At 50.1% G+C, this 15089-nt stretch carries 13 protein-coding genes and 1 pseudogene; 11 read left to right on the top strand and 3 right to left on the bottom strand.

Going from position 1 to position 15089, the window contains the following annotated elements; translation table 11 throughout:
- Nucleotides 1-20: 20 nt before the first annotated feature.
- The 4 genes from ACTVDO_RS14660 (at nucleotide 21) to ACTVDO_RS14645 (ending at nucleotide 4275) form a co-directional block, all read left to right on the top strand.
- A complete protein-coding gene (locus ACTVDO_RS14660; protein WP_020960221.1) occupies nucleotides 21-1100 on the top strand; it encodes a Gfo/Idh/MocA family protein in 1080 nt (359 codons plus the stop codon).
- A gap of 206 nt (nucleotides 1101-1306) precedes the next feature.
- Nucleotides 1307-2056 (top strand): ThuA domain-containing protein, encoded by a 750-nt coding sequence (locus ACTVDO_RS14655; protein WP_020960220.1) that lies wholly within the window; start codon nucleotides 1307-1309, stop codon nucleotides 2054-2056.
- Nucleotides 2053-3207 (top strand): Gfo/Idh/MocA family protein, encoded by a 1155-nt coding sequence (locus ACTVDO_RS14650; protein ID WP_020960219.1) that lies wholly within the window; start codon nucleotides 2053-2055, stop codon nucleotides 3205-3207. The genes ACTVDO_RS14655 and ACTVDO_RS14650 overlap by 4 nt, the downstream gene beginning before the upstream one ends.
- 96 nt (nucleotides 3208-3303) lie before the next feature.
- Nucleotides 3304-4275 carry a sugar phosphate isomerase/epimerase family protein gene (locus ACTVDO_RS14645; RefSeq protein WP_020960218.1) on the top strand — a complete coding sequence of 324 codons (972 nt, stop codon included), beginning with the start codon at nucleotides 3304-3306 and terminating at the stop codon, nucleotides 4273-4275.
- Nucleotides 4276-4334: 59 nt separating this feature from the next.
- On the opposite strand, the gene ACTVDO_RS14640 is transcribed toward ACTVDO_RS14645, so the two are convergent.
- The 3 genes from ACTVDO_RS14640 to ACTVDO_RS14630 form a co-directional block, all read right to left on the bottom strand.
- The gene (locus ACTVDO_RS14640) at nucleotides 4335-4802 is read right to left on the bottom strand and encodes a CBO0543 family protein (RefSeq protein WP_020960217.1); all 468 of its coding nucleotides are present in this window, start codon (nucleotides 4800-4802) and stop codon (nucleotides 4335-4337) included.
- 165 nt (nucleotides 4803-4967) lie between these two features.
- A complete protein-coding gene (locus tag ACTVDO_RS14635) occupies nucleotides 4968-5300 on the bottom strand; it encodes a hypothetical protein (protein WP_020960216.1) in 333 nt (110 codons plus the stop codon).
- Nucleotides 5301-5369: 69 nt separating this feature from the next.
- Nucleotides 5370-5828 (bottom strand): CBO0543 family protein, encoded by a 459-nt coding sequence (locus ACTVDO_RS14630; RefSeq protein WP_020960215.1) that lies wholly within the window; start codon nucleotides 5826-5828, stop codon nucleotides 5370-5372.
- A 216-nt stretch (nucleotides 5829-6044) separates the two neighbouring features.
- On the opposite strand from ACTVDO_RS14630, the gene ACTVDO_RS14625 reads away from it, so the two are divergent.
- The 7 genes and pseudogenes from ACTVDO_RS14625 to ACTVDO_RS14595 all read left to right on the top strand — a co-directional run bounded on the left by ACTVDO_RS14625 (nucleotide 6045) and on the right by ACTVDO_RS14595 (nucleotide 14667).
- The gene (locus ACTVDO_RS14625; RefSeq protein WP_020960214.1) at nucleotides 6045-6371 is read left to right on the top strand and encodes a nucleoside triphosphate pyrophosphohydrolase; all 327 of its coding nucleotides are present in this window, start codon (nucleotides 6045-6047) and stop codon (nucleotides 6369-6371) included.
- On the top strand, nucleotides 6364-8805 hold the full coding sequence (locus tag ACTVDO_RS14620) for a DEAD/DEAH box helicase family protein (protein ID WP_023817658.1): 2442 nt from the start codon (nucleotides 6364-6366) through the stop codon (nucleotides 8803-8805). The genes ACTVDO_RS14625 and ACTVDO_RS14620 overlap by 8 nt, the downstream gene beginning before the upstream one ends.
- A gap of 70 nt (nucleotides 8806-8875) precedes the next feature.
- Nucleotides 8876-9190 (top strand): annotated as a pseudogene (locus ACTVDO_RS14615) (D-glutamate cyclase family protein); the annotation flags it as partial.
- 242 nt (nucleotides 9191-9432) lie between these two features.
- On the top strand, nucleotides 9433-10599 hold the full coding sequence (gene trpB, locus ACTVDO_RS14610; RefSeq protein ID WP_020960211.1) for a tryptophan synthase subunit beta: 1167 nt from the start codon (nucleotides 9433-9435) through the stop codon (nucleotides 10597-10599).
- 159 nt (nucleotides 10600-10758) lie between these two features.
- Nucleotides 10759-12141, top strand: a complete 1383-nt coding sequence (tcuA, locus tag ACTVDO_RS14605) for an FAD-dependent tricarballylate dehydrogenase TcuA (RefSeq protein WP_442901762.1) — start codon at nucleotides 10759-10761, stop codon at nucleotides 12139-12141.
- The gene (gene tcuB / locus ACTVDO_RS14600) at nucleotides 12128-13321 is read left to right on the top strand and encodes a tricarballylate utilization 4Fe-4S protein TcuB (protein ID WP_020960209.1); all 1194 of its coding nucleotides are present in this window, start codon (nucleotides 12128-12130) and stop codon (nucleotides 13319-13321) included. Before tcuA ends, tcuB begins: the two co-directional genes overlap by 14 nt.
- A 185-nt stretch (nucleotides 13322-13506) precedes the next feature.
- Nucleotides 13507-14667, top strand: coding sequence for a 2-methylaconitate cis-trans isomerase PrpF family protein (locus ACTVDO_RS14595; RefSeq protein ID WP_020960208.1), 1161 nt, complete (start codon nucleotides 13507-13509; stop codon nucleotides 14665-14667).
- Nucleotides 14668-15089: the final 422 nt, after the last annotated feature.

The following is a 15089-nucleotide window of genomic DNA, read 5'->3' as shown; positions in this document are numbered from 1 at the left end:
CGACGCAAGGGGGAAGAATGATGGAAAACAACCGTCCGATCCGCCTCGGCTTGATCGGGGCTGGGGGAATTTCTAAAGAACATATCAAAGCGGCGCTCGCCCTGCCTGAACGCGCTGTTTTGCAGGCTATTTGCGACGTCAATGAAAAAGCCGCTGCAGAGAAAGCGAAAACGTACGGCATCCGTGACGTGTACCGCGACTACAAGGAACTGCTCGCCTCTCCGGATGTCGATGCCGTCATCATTACGGTGCCGAACTTTCTGCACGCCCAAGCGGCGGTCGACAGCTTGCGGGCCGGGAAACACGTGCTTTGCGAAAAGCCGATGGTGACGAAGGCGGAAGAGGCCGACGCCATCATCCGCGCCCGCGACGAATCGGGAAAACAGTTTATGGTGTCGTTGAACAACCGGTTCCGCCAAGCGGCGCAATGGCTTTATCAACGCATCGCAGAAGGCGCGTTCGGCGACATTTATTACGCGAAAACGGGCTGGGTGCGCCGCCGCGGCATTCCGGCGTGGGGGGCGTGGTTTTTTGACCGCGAGCGCTCCGGAGGCGGTCCGCTCATTGATTTGGGCGTCCATATGCTCGATGTGACGCTTTGGCTGCTCGGCAATCCGAATCCGGTGGCCGTGACCGGGAAAACGTACGCCAAGTTCGGCCCGCGCCGCCAAGGGGCATGGCCGGGAACGTCGTTTGCGCCGAACGCCTCCTATACGGTCGAAGATTTCGCCTCGGCGTTCATCCAGCTCGACAATGACGCCACAGTGCTGCTTGAAACAAGCTGGGCGTCGCACATTGAAGAAGAGCGGGCGTATGTCGAATTTCTCGGCACCGAAGGCGGCGTGCGCTGGGAGTGGAACATCGCCGGCAAGCGCCAGGAAGTGAAATGGTTCCGCAATGAACACGGCGTTCCGGCTGATGTCACGCTCCATTTTGACGACCAAAGCGAACGGGTGGCGCTTCTTGACCATTTCTTGACGAGCATCGCCCAGAACACGCCGCCGCTTTGCACGGCGGAACAAGGGCTGACGATCGCCAAAGTGCTGGAAGCGATTTACGAGTCGTCCGAACAAGGGCGGCAAGTCCGCATCGAATGGTAAGAAAACAGCGAGAGCATCACCCGGCCTGGCTGCCGATCCGGGGGCAGGCCGGAAGAAGGAAGCGGCAAACGTCCTACGAACATGGTACACGCGCCATTCCATTGGGCATCGTGGGACATTCTCAAAGCCGGATTCGCCCTTGACCAACACCTATGGAAGCAACGTCAAGGGCGACGGGGACAAAACAGAACCGAGGGGGATTAGCTATGACTACACCAATTCGCGTCGTTGTGTGGAACGAATTCCGCCATGAAAAGAAAAATGAAAACGTAAGAGCCATTTATCCGGAAGGGATGCATACCGTCATCGCCAACTATTTGGCTGCCGCCGGATTTGAGACGGCGACCGCCGTCTTGGACGAACCGGAGCACGGCTTGACCGATGAGGTGCTCGACCGCTGCGACGTCCTCGTCTGGTGGGGGCATATCGCCCATGATGAAGTGAAAGACGAAGTGGTGGAGCGCATCCATCGCCGCGTGCTCGAAGGGATGGGGCTTATCGTCCTTCATTCCGGCCATTTCTCGAAAATTTTCAAAAAGCTGATGGGGACGACGTGCAATTTGAAATGGCGCGAAGCGGATGAAAAAGAGCGGCTTTGGGTCGTCGCCCCGGGCCATCCGATCGTCGAAGGCATCGGGCCGTACATCGAGCTTGAACGGGAGGAAATGTATGGCGAGTTTTTCGACATCCCCGAGCCGGATGAAACGATTTTCATCAGCTGGTTTGAAGGTGGGGAAGTGTTCCGCAGCGGCTGCACGTTCACGCGTGGGAAAGGGAAAATTTTTTACTTCCGCCCCGGCCATGAAACATACCCGACGTACCATCATCCGGACGTGCTGAAAGTGATCGCCAACGCTGTCCGCTGGGCGGCGCCGGTCAACCGCGGGGAAATCGTTTTCGGCAACGTCAAGCCGCTCGAGCCGATCAAAGCGAAACAAGGGGGAGTGACGCCGTGAACCCGATCAACGTCGGCATCATCGGCACCGGCTTTTCCGCTTCTTCCCATATTGAAGCGCTCCGCCGCCTGCCGTTTGTGAACATCGTCGCCATCGCTTCAAGCAGCCAGGAAAAAGCGGAAGAGAAAGCGCGCCAATTCGGGATCCCGAAAGCGTACGGCGACTACCGCGCTTTGATTGACGACCCGGACGTTGCGGTCATCCACAACTGCACGCGCAACGTCCTTCATTTCCCAATCAACAAGGCGGTGCTCGAAGCGGGGAAACATTTGTTGTCGGAAAAGCCGCTCGCTATGAACAGCGAACAGTCGGCGGAGTTGAAAACATTGGCCGAACAAAGCCCGGGCCTCAGCGCGGTTTGCTTTAACTACCGCCATTATCCGCTTGTCGCCGAGGCGAAAGAGCGGCTCGCCCGCGATGCGAAGCGCGTCCATTTCGTGTACGGCGGCTATGTGCAAGACTGGCTTTTGTATGACACCGACTACAATTGGCGGCTCGACCCGGCGCAAAACGGCCCGTCGCGCGCCATCGCCGACATCGGTTCGCACTGGTGCGACACCGTCCAGCATGTGCTCGGCAAGAACATCGTCGAAGTGTTCGCCGACTTGCGCACCGTTCATCCGGTCCGCTACAAGCCGGCGCATGAAGGGAGCACGTTTACATCCGGGCATGCTCAAGACGCCGAGCCGGTTCAGATTGATACGGAAGACGGCGGCAGCGTGCTCGTCCATTTTGACGACGGCACTCACGGCGCGTTTACGATTTCGCAAGTGAGCGCCGGCCGCAAAAACCGCCTGTACTTTGAAATCGCGGCCGATGAGATGACGCTCGCCTGGGACCAGGAGCACCCGAACCGCCTCTGGGTTGGGCGCCGCAACGGCCCGAATGAGGAAATCGTCCGCGACCCGGCGCTTCTTTCACCGCGCGCCGCCTCCCTTGCCCATTACCCGGGCGGCCATGAAGAAGGCTGGCCGGACGGGCTGAAAAACTTGTTTTTGGATTTTTACGGCGCCATCATCCGGAAACAACGCGGCGAAGCGCTCGGGGAGCTGGCGTTTGCGACGATCGCCGACGGCCACCATACGATGAAGATCGTTGACGCCATTTTGGAAAGCCATCGCACGAAACAGTGGGTGCGGGTGGCGGAATAACCGGCGCCAGTTGGAACCCGTCGGTAAGACTAATGCGGGCAGCGCGAAACGAAAACAGCGCGGCAGAGCGGCCGCCAAAAGGGGGAGAAAGGCAAAATGAAAGTAGGCGTATTTACCGTTTTGTATCAACAGCTGCCGTTTGAGGAAATGCTGGACAAAGTCGCCGCCATGGGCATCGAGGCGGTGGAGCTTGGCACCGGCAATTACCCGGGCAGCGCCCATTGCGACCCGGACGTGTTGTTGGACCAGCCGGAAAAAATCAAAGCGTTGAAAAAAGCCGTCGCCGACCGCGGCCTCGTCATCAGCGCGTTAAGCTGCCACGGCAACCCGCTCCATCCGGACAAAACGTTCGCAAAACAGTCGCATGACACTTGGCGGAAAACGGTCAGGCTCGCCGAGCAGCTCGAAGTCCCGGTCATCAACGCCTTTTCCGGCTGCCCGGGCGACCATCCCGGCGCCAAATACCCGAACTGGGTCACGTGCTCGTGGCCGCCGGATTACTTGGAAATTTTAAAATGGCAGTGGGACGAAGTCGTCATCCCGTACTGGCGCGAGGAGGCGGCGTTCGCCAAGGAGCACGGCATCACGCAAATCGCTTTTGAAATGCATCCAGGTTTTGTCGTCTACAACCCGGAGACGCTTCTCAAACTGCGCGGCCACGTCGGCGACGCGATCGGCGCCAACTTCGACCCGAGCCACCTGCTTTGGCAAGGCATTGACCCGGTCGAAGCGATCAAACTGCTCGGCCGCGAAAAGGCGATTTTCCACGTCCATGCGAAAGACACGTACCTAGACGAAGCGAACATCCGCAAAAACGGCGTGCTCGACACGAAACATTACAGCCAAATCCTTGACCGCTCATGGGTGTTCCGCACCGTCGGCTACGGGCAAAGCGAAAAAATGTGGCGCGACATCGTCAGCGCCCTGCGCGCCGTCGGCTACGACTATGTGCTTTCGATCGAACATGAAGATATGCTCGCCTCGATTGATGAAGGGCTGTCAAAAGCCGTCGCCCTCTTGAAAAAGGTGTTGTTCAAAGAAGAACTGCCGGAGATGTGGTGGGCGTAAAAAATGGCGGCAAGGGAAAACGATCCCTTGCCGCCCGCCGTTTCAAACGTCTGCGCCAGTCAGCCAACCGTCTGTCCCCATTTGTCAATGAGCTTCATCAACATCCGGACGGAAAACGATAAGGCAAAAATGGTGACAAATGAATGCATCCATGTCCACCGGTGATACTCAATCAAATTTGTATACTTTTCATAAAGCACCTCGACAGCAGTCAAAGCGGCGGTATACAGCGCACATTGGCCGATAATGCCCGGGAGGCGCGAGCGGCGGGAAGTTTGATAGAAATATACACAGATGATCGGATACAGGAAGTATTCAAACAAAACACTCGTTTCGAAATAGCTCCCTAAAAACCGGACGGGATACTCAAGCCAATGCGTTTCTACGACTATCACCCCAAAAAACGTAGAAAAATACGCTTTCAACAGGAACACTATCACCTTTTCCTTGACTGGCGGGGTCCGCAAGGCGAAAAACAACAAGATCATCCCAACCACAAAGAGCGCCCACAAATGGATCCGGTCCATGGCTTATCGTCTCCTGTGAAGAATTTGCCTACTTTGCTAGTATGCACAGCCGAACAACGATCTTATTCCGTCCAGTTGTGTTTGCCCCAAACTAGAACGCCGCCCACCCGCTGCACCAATCGCGAAAGAGACCCCCAACGCCCGCAGAGGGGCCAACCGCCTGCTTCATACCGCCCGCGCCGTTTGACGGCCGACGCGCCCTTTCATGAACAGCAGCCGGTGCCCGTCCACCGTCAAATCAATCATCGCGCCATCGAACACGTCATCGCCCGACTTTTTTCCGTTCGCCTGCAAATACGCGACCCGGTACCACTTGCGCCCGTACTCAAAATACATGTACCGCCCGCGCCGGAAATCGATCCAAAACTTCACCCGCTCACCGTTTACGGTCTTCCACACATACCCCCACGCCCGGTCTTGGCGGATCGGCGCCATTTTCGGCCGCGCCGAATTGACCGCTTCGTAATACAGCCGATGCTCCACATCAAACAGCACCATCCATTTTCCCCCCTTTGGACAACGATACTATATGTATAGCGCCAAACGGGCAAAAATAGACATGCCTGTTCATTCAGTTCCCCCCACCATTCGCCTGGCGAGCAACCGAACGGCCAGCGTCAATAGAAACATCGTAACGAGCGAGTATTCCCACTTCCAGGCACGATATTCGATCAAATCGGTATACCGCTCAAAGACAACCTCAAGGGCCGTCAGCGCCGCCGCATACCCCGCGCATTGCGCCGCCGCGCCCGGCCAGCGCGCCCGGCGCGAGGTGGCATAAACGTACACACTGACAACCGGATAAAGAAGATATTCAAAAATGACGCTGTTATCCGTATAAGCGGCAAAAAAACGAACCGGATACTCCAGCAGCCCGGCCCCCGCCACGATCGAACCGAAAAAACTCGCCGCATACGCATTCAGCAAAAACGACACCCATACATCCCGCGCCGGCAAAAAGCGGAAACTCAACAGCAAAAGCCCCACCCCGACCGCGACAAGCAGCCAAAGAACGAAACGTTCCATATGATCCTCCACACTCGAACGATGTCGATTTTTCAAAAATCATGTCGATTTTTATTATGACACGCGGGAGGGGGGAGTATGTGAAGTGTTTAATTTATTATTTTGCGATCATTGGTGCCAGCTTTAAATAAGGAGAGAGAAGGGGGAATTGTTTCTATGAAAAGGATGTGGAATTTAGTAAAATAGTAGTATAGCTTTATAAATGGGGGAATGGATATGCCAATATATAACAAACTCGTCCGCGACCGCATCCCAGCCATTATCGAACAAGCAGGGAAAACATCCACAACTCGCATACTTGGCGATGAAGAATATCGGAAAGAACTGCAGAAAAAAGCGTTTGAAGAACTTGAAGAATACGTCCAAGCAGAAACGGACGAGGCTGCTCTTGAAGAGTTGGCGGATGTGTTGGAAATTATTCATGCTTTGGCCCAATGCCACGGCGCTTCGATCGAACAAGTTGAACAAATCCGGGCGGAAAAGGCAGAGAAACGCGGCGGCTTCCAGGAGAAAATTTTCTTGATTGAGGTCCATGATGAGTAAGGTGGAGTTAATTTCTAGGTATCTCCTCGATAAGCTGCAGGAACAGATAAGCCGCTCGTCAACCATATACATATTGACATCGTTTGCGATGAAGTCCGGGGTGCGCCTCCTAAACGGCGACCTAAAGGCGGCTGCGGAGCGGGGGGCAGATATAAAAGTTTGCGTCGGTGACTACTTGTTTGTCACTCAACCGGAAGCGCTGCGCGAACTGATTTCGATTCACCCGGATATTGAGGTGCGTTTGTATCGGAGTGAGGGAGTTTCGTTCCATCCGAAGGCGTATTTGTTCGAAGATGCAGAAGGCGGCTATTTTATTGTTGGTTCCTCCAACTTGTCCCGCTCGGCGCTCACTGACGGGGTCGAATGGAACCTTGGGCTGGATAAGAGCGTTGATGAAGGGGTATTTGCAGAAGCGATGGAGCAGTTTTTAAAGCTGTTTTACGCCCCGGAAACCGTGCCGGTCAATGTCGAAACGATCGCTGATTATGAAAAACAATGCCAAGATTACCATCAGCGCCACCCGAACTTGGCGCGTACATGGGTTGAAGCAGAGGAAATCGAGCTGATGCTCCCGGCGGAGCAGAAAGAAATAGAGGTGAGCGACGAGCCTCCCGATTTTGTCCGCGAGACAGCGGCGCCGTACGGAACAATTCAGCCCCGCTTTGCCCAGGTGGAGGCACTTCGACGTCTGGAAGCCACCTATGAAGAAGGGTACGACAAAGCGATGGTTGTCATGGCGACCGGGCTCGGAAAAACATACTTGGCCGCCTTTTTTGCCCGCCGTTTTTCACGGGTGCTGTTTATCGCCCACCGCGAAGAAATTCTCCGCCAAGCCAAGCGGTCGTTTGAGCGCGTGATGCCTGACCGGACGGGAGGGCTGTACGATGGCAATCAAAAAGAAGGAAATGCCGATATGGTGTTTGCTTCGATCTTTACATTAAGCATGAAAAAACATTTGCATGCGTTCCAACCGGATTCGTTTGACTTGATCGTTGTGGACGAATTCCACCATGCGGCGGCCTCTTCGTATGAGCGGGTTCTCCGCTATTTCCGCCCGAGATTTTTACTCGGCATTACGGCTACCCCGGACCGGAATGATAATAAAGACGTATACGCTCTTTGCGACGGCAATGTCGCGTACCGCATTGATTTTATCGAAGCGGTGCGGCGCGGTTGGTTGGCTCCCTTCCGTTATTACGGAATCTACGATGACATAGACTATTCGCAAATCAAATGGCTCGGCAACCGCTATGATGAGGAACAACTACTCCAAGCGCAGCTTCGCGAGGAGGTGGCGGAGAAAATTTTGCGAGCGTGGGAGCAGTATAAGAAAACGAGAACACTTGTCTTTTGTTCATCCGTTCGGCAAGCCGATTTTCTGTCCAAGTATTTCCAACGCCATGGCTATCGAACCGTCAGCCTTCACTCAAAACAGACGTCTATTTCGCGCAAGCAGGCCATTGCCATGTTGGAACGCCGTGAACTGGACGCCATTTTCACCGTCGATTTGTTCAATGAAGGGGTTGATATTCCTTCTGTCGATACACTTTTGTTTGTGCGGCCGACAGAATCGTTAACCGTCTTCACCCAACAAGTCGGGCGCGGGCTGCGGCTGTACGAAGGCAAGGACTATTGCGTGATTATTGATTTAATCGGAAACTATCGGAATGCGGATGTCAAATTGCGCCTGTTCGATACACAGCGGGGCGAAACGAAGAAAAAGGCGCGAGAATCCGTTGTGCCAACAGTTCCGGAAACGTGCGAACTGCATTTCGATGTTCAAGCCATCCATCTTCTCGAGGAGATGCAGAAAAAACGCCAGCCGCGCAAAGAGCGGCTGCTTGCCGATTATCGGCAGTTGAAACAGGAGCTTGGCAGACGGCCGACTTATTTGGAACTGCATCTTCATGGTCGGAGCGAGGCGGCGGAGTATAAATCAGAGTTCGGATCTTACGTTGGGTTTTTATATTGGGCAGATGAGTTGTCCGATCTAGAAAAGGACGTGTTCCGAAAATACGAATCGTGGCTTGTTGAAGTGGAACGTACGGTGATGTCAAAAAGCTATAAAATGGTTGTCCTAAAAGCCATGCTTGAACGTGGACCGTCCGGATGGCACCAACCAATTACACCGCAGGAGGCTGCCCCGTTTTTCCATCGGTACTTAACGGAAAAAGAATACCGAAAGCGCATCGATTTTTCCGACGGAGAAACGAAGCGCCTCTGGGAATATGACCAGGAAAAGGTGAGCCGGTTGATCACCCGCATGCCGATGACGAAATGGAGCGGCAGTTCGAATGGGCTGATTTCCTTTGCAAACAACGTTTTTGCGCTCCAATTTGCCATTGAGAACGAGCATGAAGAAATATTGCACAACTGGACAAAAGAGATTTGCGAGTATCGGTTGCATGTGTATTTTGAAAGGAAGGGGGGATGAGAAAACTCCTCTCTTTTTTATGGTAGTTTACGGTGATTGCGAGAAAATACTGTCGGGCATCAAATTCGAGCAAGTGGTTGTAAGCATGCGCCCGATTCCCCATAAGGATGTTGTCAGGGCGGTTCAAGTCACGAGCCGCTTCCCGTCCGTTCATGGTGCCCCTATTCATATTGGTGACCCGAAACTTATAGGGATTCATGATATTTATAAGCCTGATTTTGGGGATCCGGTCACCATCCGTGAGGGGGAGACCCCGGTATTTTGGGCCTGTGGGGTCACCCCTCAAGCGGTGGCTATGGAAGTAAAGCCGGATATGATGATTACGCATGCCCCAGGACATATGTTTATTACCGATCTGCGCGATGAGCAGCTTGGGGTTTTATAAGCCGAACTGCCTGCTCTGGTTGGTGAATATCCGAAGTAGGAAGCTGTGAGGGTGCGGCTGCACGGTGGCTTTGCAACAGCACCTGTTCACCGCACTAGCGTTGAATGCTTGGCGTATGGTTGTGCGGTGGGCCGCTCCTTTTTTTAATGTTTCAAAAAGTAAAAATTATTGATTGACTTGCCTGTCAAAACAGTCTATTCTGTTACTGTTACGACTTTCAGAAAGCAGAGGAGAGATGAGCCATGAGTGTAGTCCAGGAAACGAAAGGCTATTTCGGCGAATTCGGCGGCAGCTTCGTTCCGGATGAATTGCAGGAAGTGCTTGATTATTTGGAGGAGCAGTTTCTGAAATATAAGGATGATCCGGAATTCAATGAGGAGTTTCGAACCTACTTGCGGGAGTATGTCGGCCGCGAAAGCCCGCTCACGTTTGCGGCACGGCTGACGGAGCGGCTCGGCGGGGCGAAGATTTATTTGAAGCGCGAAGATTTGAACCATACCGGTTCGCATAAAATCAACAACGTCATCGGACAAATTTTGCTGGCGAAGCGGATGGGGGCGAAACGGGTCATCGCGGAAACCGGCGCAGGCCAGCACGGTGTGGCGACCGCTACGGCTTGTGCGATGTTTGGCATGGACTGCACCATCTATATGGGTGCAGAAGATACGAAGCGCCAGGCGCTCAACGTGTTCCGCATGGAGCTGTTAGGGGCGAAAGTCGTGCCGGTCTCGAAAGGGCAAGGGCGGTTGAAAGATGCGGTCGATGAGGCGTTGAACGACCTTGTGCAAAACTACAAAACGACGTTCTACCTGCTTGGTTCGGCGGTTGGCCCGCATCCGTATCCGTCAATGGTGAAACATTTTCAGTCGGTCATCAGCGAAGAAAGCAAGCGGCAAATGGTCGAAAAAGAAGGACGGCTTCCGGATGCGGTGGTGGCCTGCGTCGGCGGGGGAAGCAATGCCATCGGGGCGTTCGCCCACTACTTGGATGAACCGAGTGTGCGGCTCATCGGCGTTGAGCCGGAGAAAGCGGCGACGTTGACGAAGGGAGTTCCGGCGGTTCTTCACGGATTCAAATGTCTCGTGTTGCTTGATGAAAACGGCAATCCGCAACCGACATACTCGATCGCCGCTGGGCTCGATTATCCGGGCATCGGTCCGGAGCACAGCCATTTGAAAGTGTCCGGGCGGGCTGAGTATTATACGGTTACGAATGAGGAAGTGCTTGAGGCGTTCCAACTGTTGTCCAAAACGGAAGGAATCATCCCCGCTCTGGAGAGCGCCCATGCGGTGGCGTACGCGATAAAACTTGCGCCGACATTGGGCAAAGACCAGATCATTCTTGTGAATTTGTCGGGGCGCGGAGATAAAGATGTCGAGCAAGTGTTTGGCATGTTAAACTCGAAATAAGGCTAATTGTTTAGCAGAATGCATCACAGGATGCATTCTGCTTTTTTGTTAGGTTTTATCATAGTATTTTTTTATCGATAAGAATAAATAATTTGTATTTTTTTTATTTGACAAAATATATTATTCTTATTTTGAAAATACTTGGAAGAGGGGTTGCACATGGAAACCGATGTTTTAGTGGTTGGGGGAGGAAATGCGGCAATGAGCGCTGCTTTATCGGCGCGCGATCATGGAGCGAGGAGAGTGCTCGTTGTCGAGCGAGCGCCAAAGTTTTACCGCGGCGGCAACAGCAGACATACACGGGACTTTCGGGTTATGCATACGCGTCCAAGTGAATATATGATCGGCACTTATTTGGAAGATGAATTTTTGGAAGATTTAAAAAAAGTCGCAGGCGGAGAAATTAACGAAAACCTCGCCAAATTAATAGTTTGTAATTCGGAGGAGCTGCCTAGCTGGTTGTCTAGCCAAGGGATTCGATGGCAGCCAACATTATCTGGGACGCTTCATCTAGGTCGTACTAACATTTTTCAACTTGGTGGCGGTAAGGCGATGATGAATTCGTATTATCATACCGCTGAAGCAAAGGGCATTGAAATTTGGTATGAGGCCATGTTAGTGGATATGGATATTGATAGGAACGTATTTAAGTCAGCTACCATCAAAAGGAACGGTGAGTATATTACAGTAAGATCCAAAATGGTGATTGTCGCTTCCGGCGGTTTCGAGGCCAATATTGAATGGCATAGAAGATATTGGGGAGATGCGGCCGATAACTTTATTATCCGTGGAACTCCTTATAATCAAGGGAATGTGTTAGAACTTCTCCTAAATAAAGGTGTCGAAAAGGTGGGAGAGGAAGATGCTTTTCACGCCGTTGCGGTAGATGGAAGAGCGCCAAAGTTTGATGGGGGAATTGTTACACGCTTGGATAGCGTACCTTTCGGTATTGTTGTGAATAAACATGGCAAGAGATTTTATGATGAGGGAGAGGATTTTTGGCCGAAACGTTACGCCATTTGGGGAGGTTTGATTGCAAGACAGCCTGGTCAAATCGCATATTCGATTTTTGATAGTAAAGTGTTAGGAAAATTTATGCCTTCTGTGTGGAAGTCGGAAAAAGCGCAATCCATAAGAGAGTTGGCAGAAAAATTAGGATTAGACCCCAATGCCGTCGAAGCAACGGTTGCAGAATATAATGCTGCTGTACGGCCGGGAGACTTTAACCCGGCAGAATTAGATAACTGTACAACAGAGGGACTGACACCAAGGAAAAGCCACTGGGCTTTAAAGATCGATACACCGCCATATTATGCTTATCCATTAAAAGCCGGTATTACTTTTACCTATTTAGGAGTGAAGGTGAATGAACAAGCAAGAATGATGATGAAAGATGGGCGGTTAGCAGAAAATATGTTTGCTTGTGGAGAAATTGCCTCTGGAAATGTCCTTCGGCGTGGATATTTAGCAGGATTTGGGCTTACACTAGGTGCCACCCTAGGAAGAATTGCAGGGAGGGAAGCAGCGTATGCAGTTAAGTAAGGAAACTAAAAATCAAAAAATAAGAGAGCTATACGAAGATGGAAAGAGACAAATGGAGTTATGTAACGCTTGCCGCTATTGTGAAGGTTTTTGCGCTGTATGGCGGGCAATTGAATGGCGCCGTGAATTTAGTGATAATGATATGAAATATTTAGCTAATTTGTGTCATGACTGTCGTGATTGCTATTATGCCTGCCCATTTACGACTCCTCATGAATTCGGCATCAACCCACCGAAGACGTTTGCGAAAATTCGAGAGGAAACGTATGTGAAATACGCATGGCCAAGTTCATTAGCAAAATTGATGGGTGAAAAGCTAACGGGTTTTTGGATTGTATTTATTGTTTCCATTTTGGTATTTGTCGGAGGTGCTTTTGTCAAAAACGGGATTTCAGGTACCTTCGAACGCTATACAGGGGAAGGATCATTCTATGAAATTATTCCGAAAGGCGTCATGATTAGCGTGTTTACTATTTTAGGCTTATGGATGGTTGTAGGTTGGCTTATCGGTGCGATTAGATACTGGCGTGATATACGATCTTCAAAGACGGATAAAGTTGCATGGAAAGATATTATTACTGCAATAAAATACGCCATGAGTCTTCGTTATCTTGATGGTGGTGGTGCCGGTTGTACGTATCCAACAGAAAAGCCGGCGGCAAACCGTAGATGGTTGCATCATTTGGTTGGCTATGGATTTTTGCTTGACTTCGCCTCTACGACTTTAGCAGCATTTTATGATCATGTTCTACACGTTCCGGCACCGTATCCAGTGTTTCATCCAGTCGTTATTTTAGGTACCGTTGGTGGAATTATGATGATTATCGGACTTATCGGCCTACTGTATTTGAAAACTAAGACAGATAAAGAGGTTGATGATGAATTTTCTGTCAAAAAAGGCAGCACTTTTTCCGTTGCTTTGTTATTCGTTGCACTGACCGGGATGCTCGTATTAGGTTTTCGTGAAACAGTCTTAATGGGATTTTGGTTGTCTATTCATTTAGCAAGTGTTGCAACTCTATTCTTTACAGCACCTTACTCGAAATTTGCCCATTTTGTTTATCGATTTTTATCTTTAGTTAACTATGCCCAAGAGGAGCGAGTGGAAAGGGAAACAAGAGTGGTTCAAAAGGCCAAACAACCATTGGTCGTACAAAAAGGGATAAAAATAAATAATTAACGTGAAATATACTTGTATTTCCAGTAAAGTTGAGGAATAAATGTGTTCTTCACTACGGTAAAAAAGTATTCAGTAATGGGAGCAAAACTGTACCTTTATTATGCAATATATTCCAATAAATGTAACATATATTACAAGCGTATACTCTTGATATGGGCATATGTCTATGGGGAGGGAGTTCGCTCTTGGCTGGGCAATCATTAGTCAGAATACCGTGTGTTTATATGAGGGGAGGCACTAGCAAGGGGTTAATCATTGACGAGAAACATTTGCCAAAGGATACGGAAACGCGTGACAAAGTCATTTTAAAGATTTATGGTAGTCCTAATCCATTACAAATAGATGGTATTGGTGGAGGATCACCTACAACGAGTAAATTAGCGCTAATTCGAAAATCTGAACAGGAAAACGTTGATATTATCTATACATTTGGACAGGTAAGTGTGACTAAAGAAGTAATTGATTATACACCTACATGCGGAAATATGGCAGCAGCAGTTGGGCTATATGCAGTTGAGGAGGGGTTTTGTAAAATTACAGAACCTTATACCGTTGTCAGAATCTTCAATACTAACACAAATAAAATTATAGAAGTAGAAGTCCCAGTTAAAAATGGAGAGATTGTCTACGAGGGAGACTTCTCAATTTCTGGGGTGTTAGGGGTTGCATCTAAGATTAGTGTAAATTTTTTAGACTCTGGGGGAGCCATCACTGGGAAAGTGTTACCGACAGGTGATGTGAAAGATAAGATCAGGCTTTCTTCGGGCAAGGAGATCGAAGTGTCTGTAGTCGATTCTGCTAATACCCTTATTTTTGTAAAAGCAGATCAAATGGGTATTGAAGGTACAGAAGTGGGTAAAGATTTCAATAAAAAGGATCTTCTCGATGTTCTAGAAGAAATCCGTGTGAAGATTGGAAAACAAATAGGTTTAATCGATCCGGACGATAATCCAAGTCCGTTTACTCATGCGTTGCCTAAGATATGTGTCATCGCCAAACGCAAGAGCTATGTATCGAGTGAAAAACAAATCATCTCTGCCAACGATATTCATATTATTGGGCGGTATATTGCTATGGGGACATTGCATCCGGCTTTTGCTGTTAGCGGAGCTATTGCGTTAGCTACAGCTAGCCAAATACCAGGGACGGTTGTACACGATATTCTCTCTGGTCATAAAGGACCAGTTAAGATTGGCCATCCGACAGGTATTATAGAGGTTGAGGCAATTGTTATAGGAGAGAATGGGGAGTATCGGGTGAAACGTGCGGCCATTGGACGCACTGCCAGAAGGATTATGGAAGGCTACTCTGTTGTACCGATAGCTTTATTTAATGGAGAAGCCTAACATTACAATAATTGATTCATTGTTTTTTGAGAAAAATTATCTCTTAGGATAGTACGGCGGGCAATAGGGAGGATTTCCCTCCGGCGCTTGCTGTCTTTTTTTCTGTGAAAATAATGAATCCATGAGCGGTTATTTTCATGCTTGGGTGGCGAGTAAAAGCTTACTCATGGATGTTTTCTGTGAAAATAATGAATCCATGAGCGGTTATTTTCATGCTTGGGTGGCGAGTAAAAGCTTACTCATGGATGTTTTCTGTGAAAATAATGAATCCATGAGCGGTTATTTTCATGCTTGGGTGTAAATTATCATTTTATTTCAGCACAAAACGCCCATTTTTTGCACATTCTTTCAGAAAGCCCTCTCCCCTTTTCTGAAGGAATGTGCTAAATTTTTTGTGAATTGTTTCGGACAAAGATTTCCAT

This window comes from Geobacillus sp. BK01, from assembly GCF_052220245.1.
Lineage (GTDB): Bacteria > Bacillota > Bacilli > Bacillales > Anoxybacillaceae > Geobacillus.
The sequence above is the reverse complement of the archived record's forward strand: the minus strand, read 5'-3'. Positions and strand labels throughout refer to the sequence as shown.

Excerpts from the sequence above, each read along its gene's own strand:
- ACTVDO_RS14625 (WP_020960214.1), top strand. The coding sequence starts at position 6,045 with ATGCCAATATATAACAAACTCGTCCGCGACCGCATCCCAGCCATTATC.
- tcuA (WP_442901762.1), top strand. The coding sequence starts at position 10,759 with ATGGAAACCGATGTTTTAGTGGTTGGGGGAGGAAATGCGGCAATGAGC.
- tcuB (WP_020960209.1), top strand. The coding sequence starts at position 12,128 with ATGCAGTTAAGTAAGGAAACTAAAAATCAAAAAATAAGAGAGCTATAC.
- ACTVDO_RS14635 (WP_020960216.1), bottom strand. The coding sequence starts at position 5,300 with ATGGTGCTGTTTGATGTGGAGCATCGGCTGTATTACGAAGCGGTCAAT.
- ACTVDO_RS14620 (WP_023817658.1), top strand. The coding sequence starts at position 6,364 with ATGAGTAAGGTGGAGTTAATTTCTAGGTATCTCCTCGATAAGCTGCAG.
- ACTVDO_RS14640 (WP_020960217.1), bottom strand. The coding sequence starts at position 4,802 with ATGGACCGGATCCATTTGTGGGCGCTCTTTGTGGTTGGGATGATCTTG.
- ACTVDO_RS14655 (WP_020960220.1), top strand. The coding sequence starts at position 1,307 with ATGACTACACCAATTCGCGTCGTTGTGTGGAACGAATTCCGCCATGAA.
- ACTVDO_RS14645 (WP_020960218.1), top strand. The coding sequence starts at position 3,304 with ATGAAAGTAGGCGTATTTACCGTTTTGTATCAACAGCTGCCGTTTGAG.
- ACTVDO_RS14660 (WP_020960221.1), top strand. The coding sequence starts at position 21 with ATGGAAAACAACCGTCCGATCCGCCTCGGCTTGATCGGGGCTGGGGGA.
- trpB (WP_020960211.1), top strand. The coding sequence starts at position 9,433 with ATGAGTGTAGTCCAGGAAACGAAAGGCTATTTCGGCGAATTCGGCGGC.
- ACTVDO_RS14630 (WP_020960215.1), bottom strand. The coding sequence starts at position 5,828 with ATGGAACGTTTCGTTCTTTGGCTGCTTGTCGCGGTCGGGGTGGGGCTT.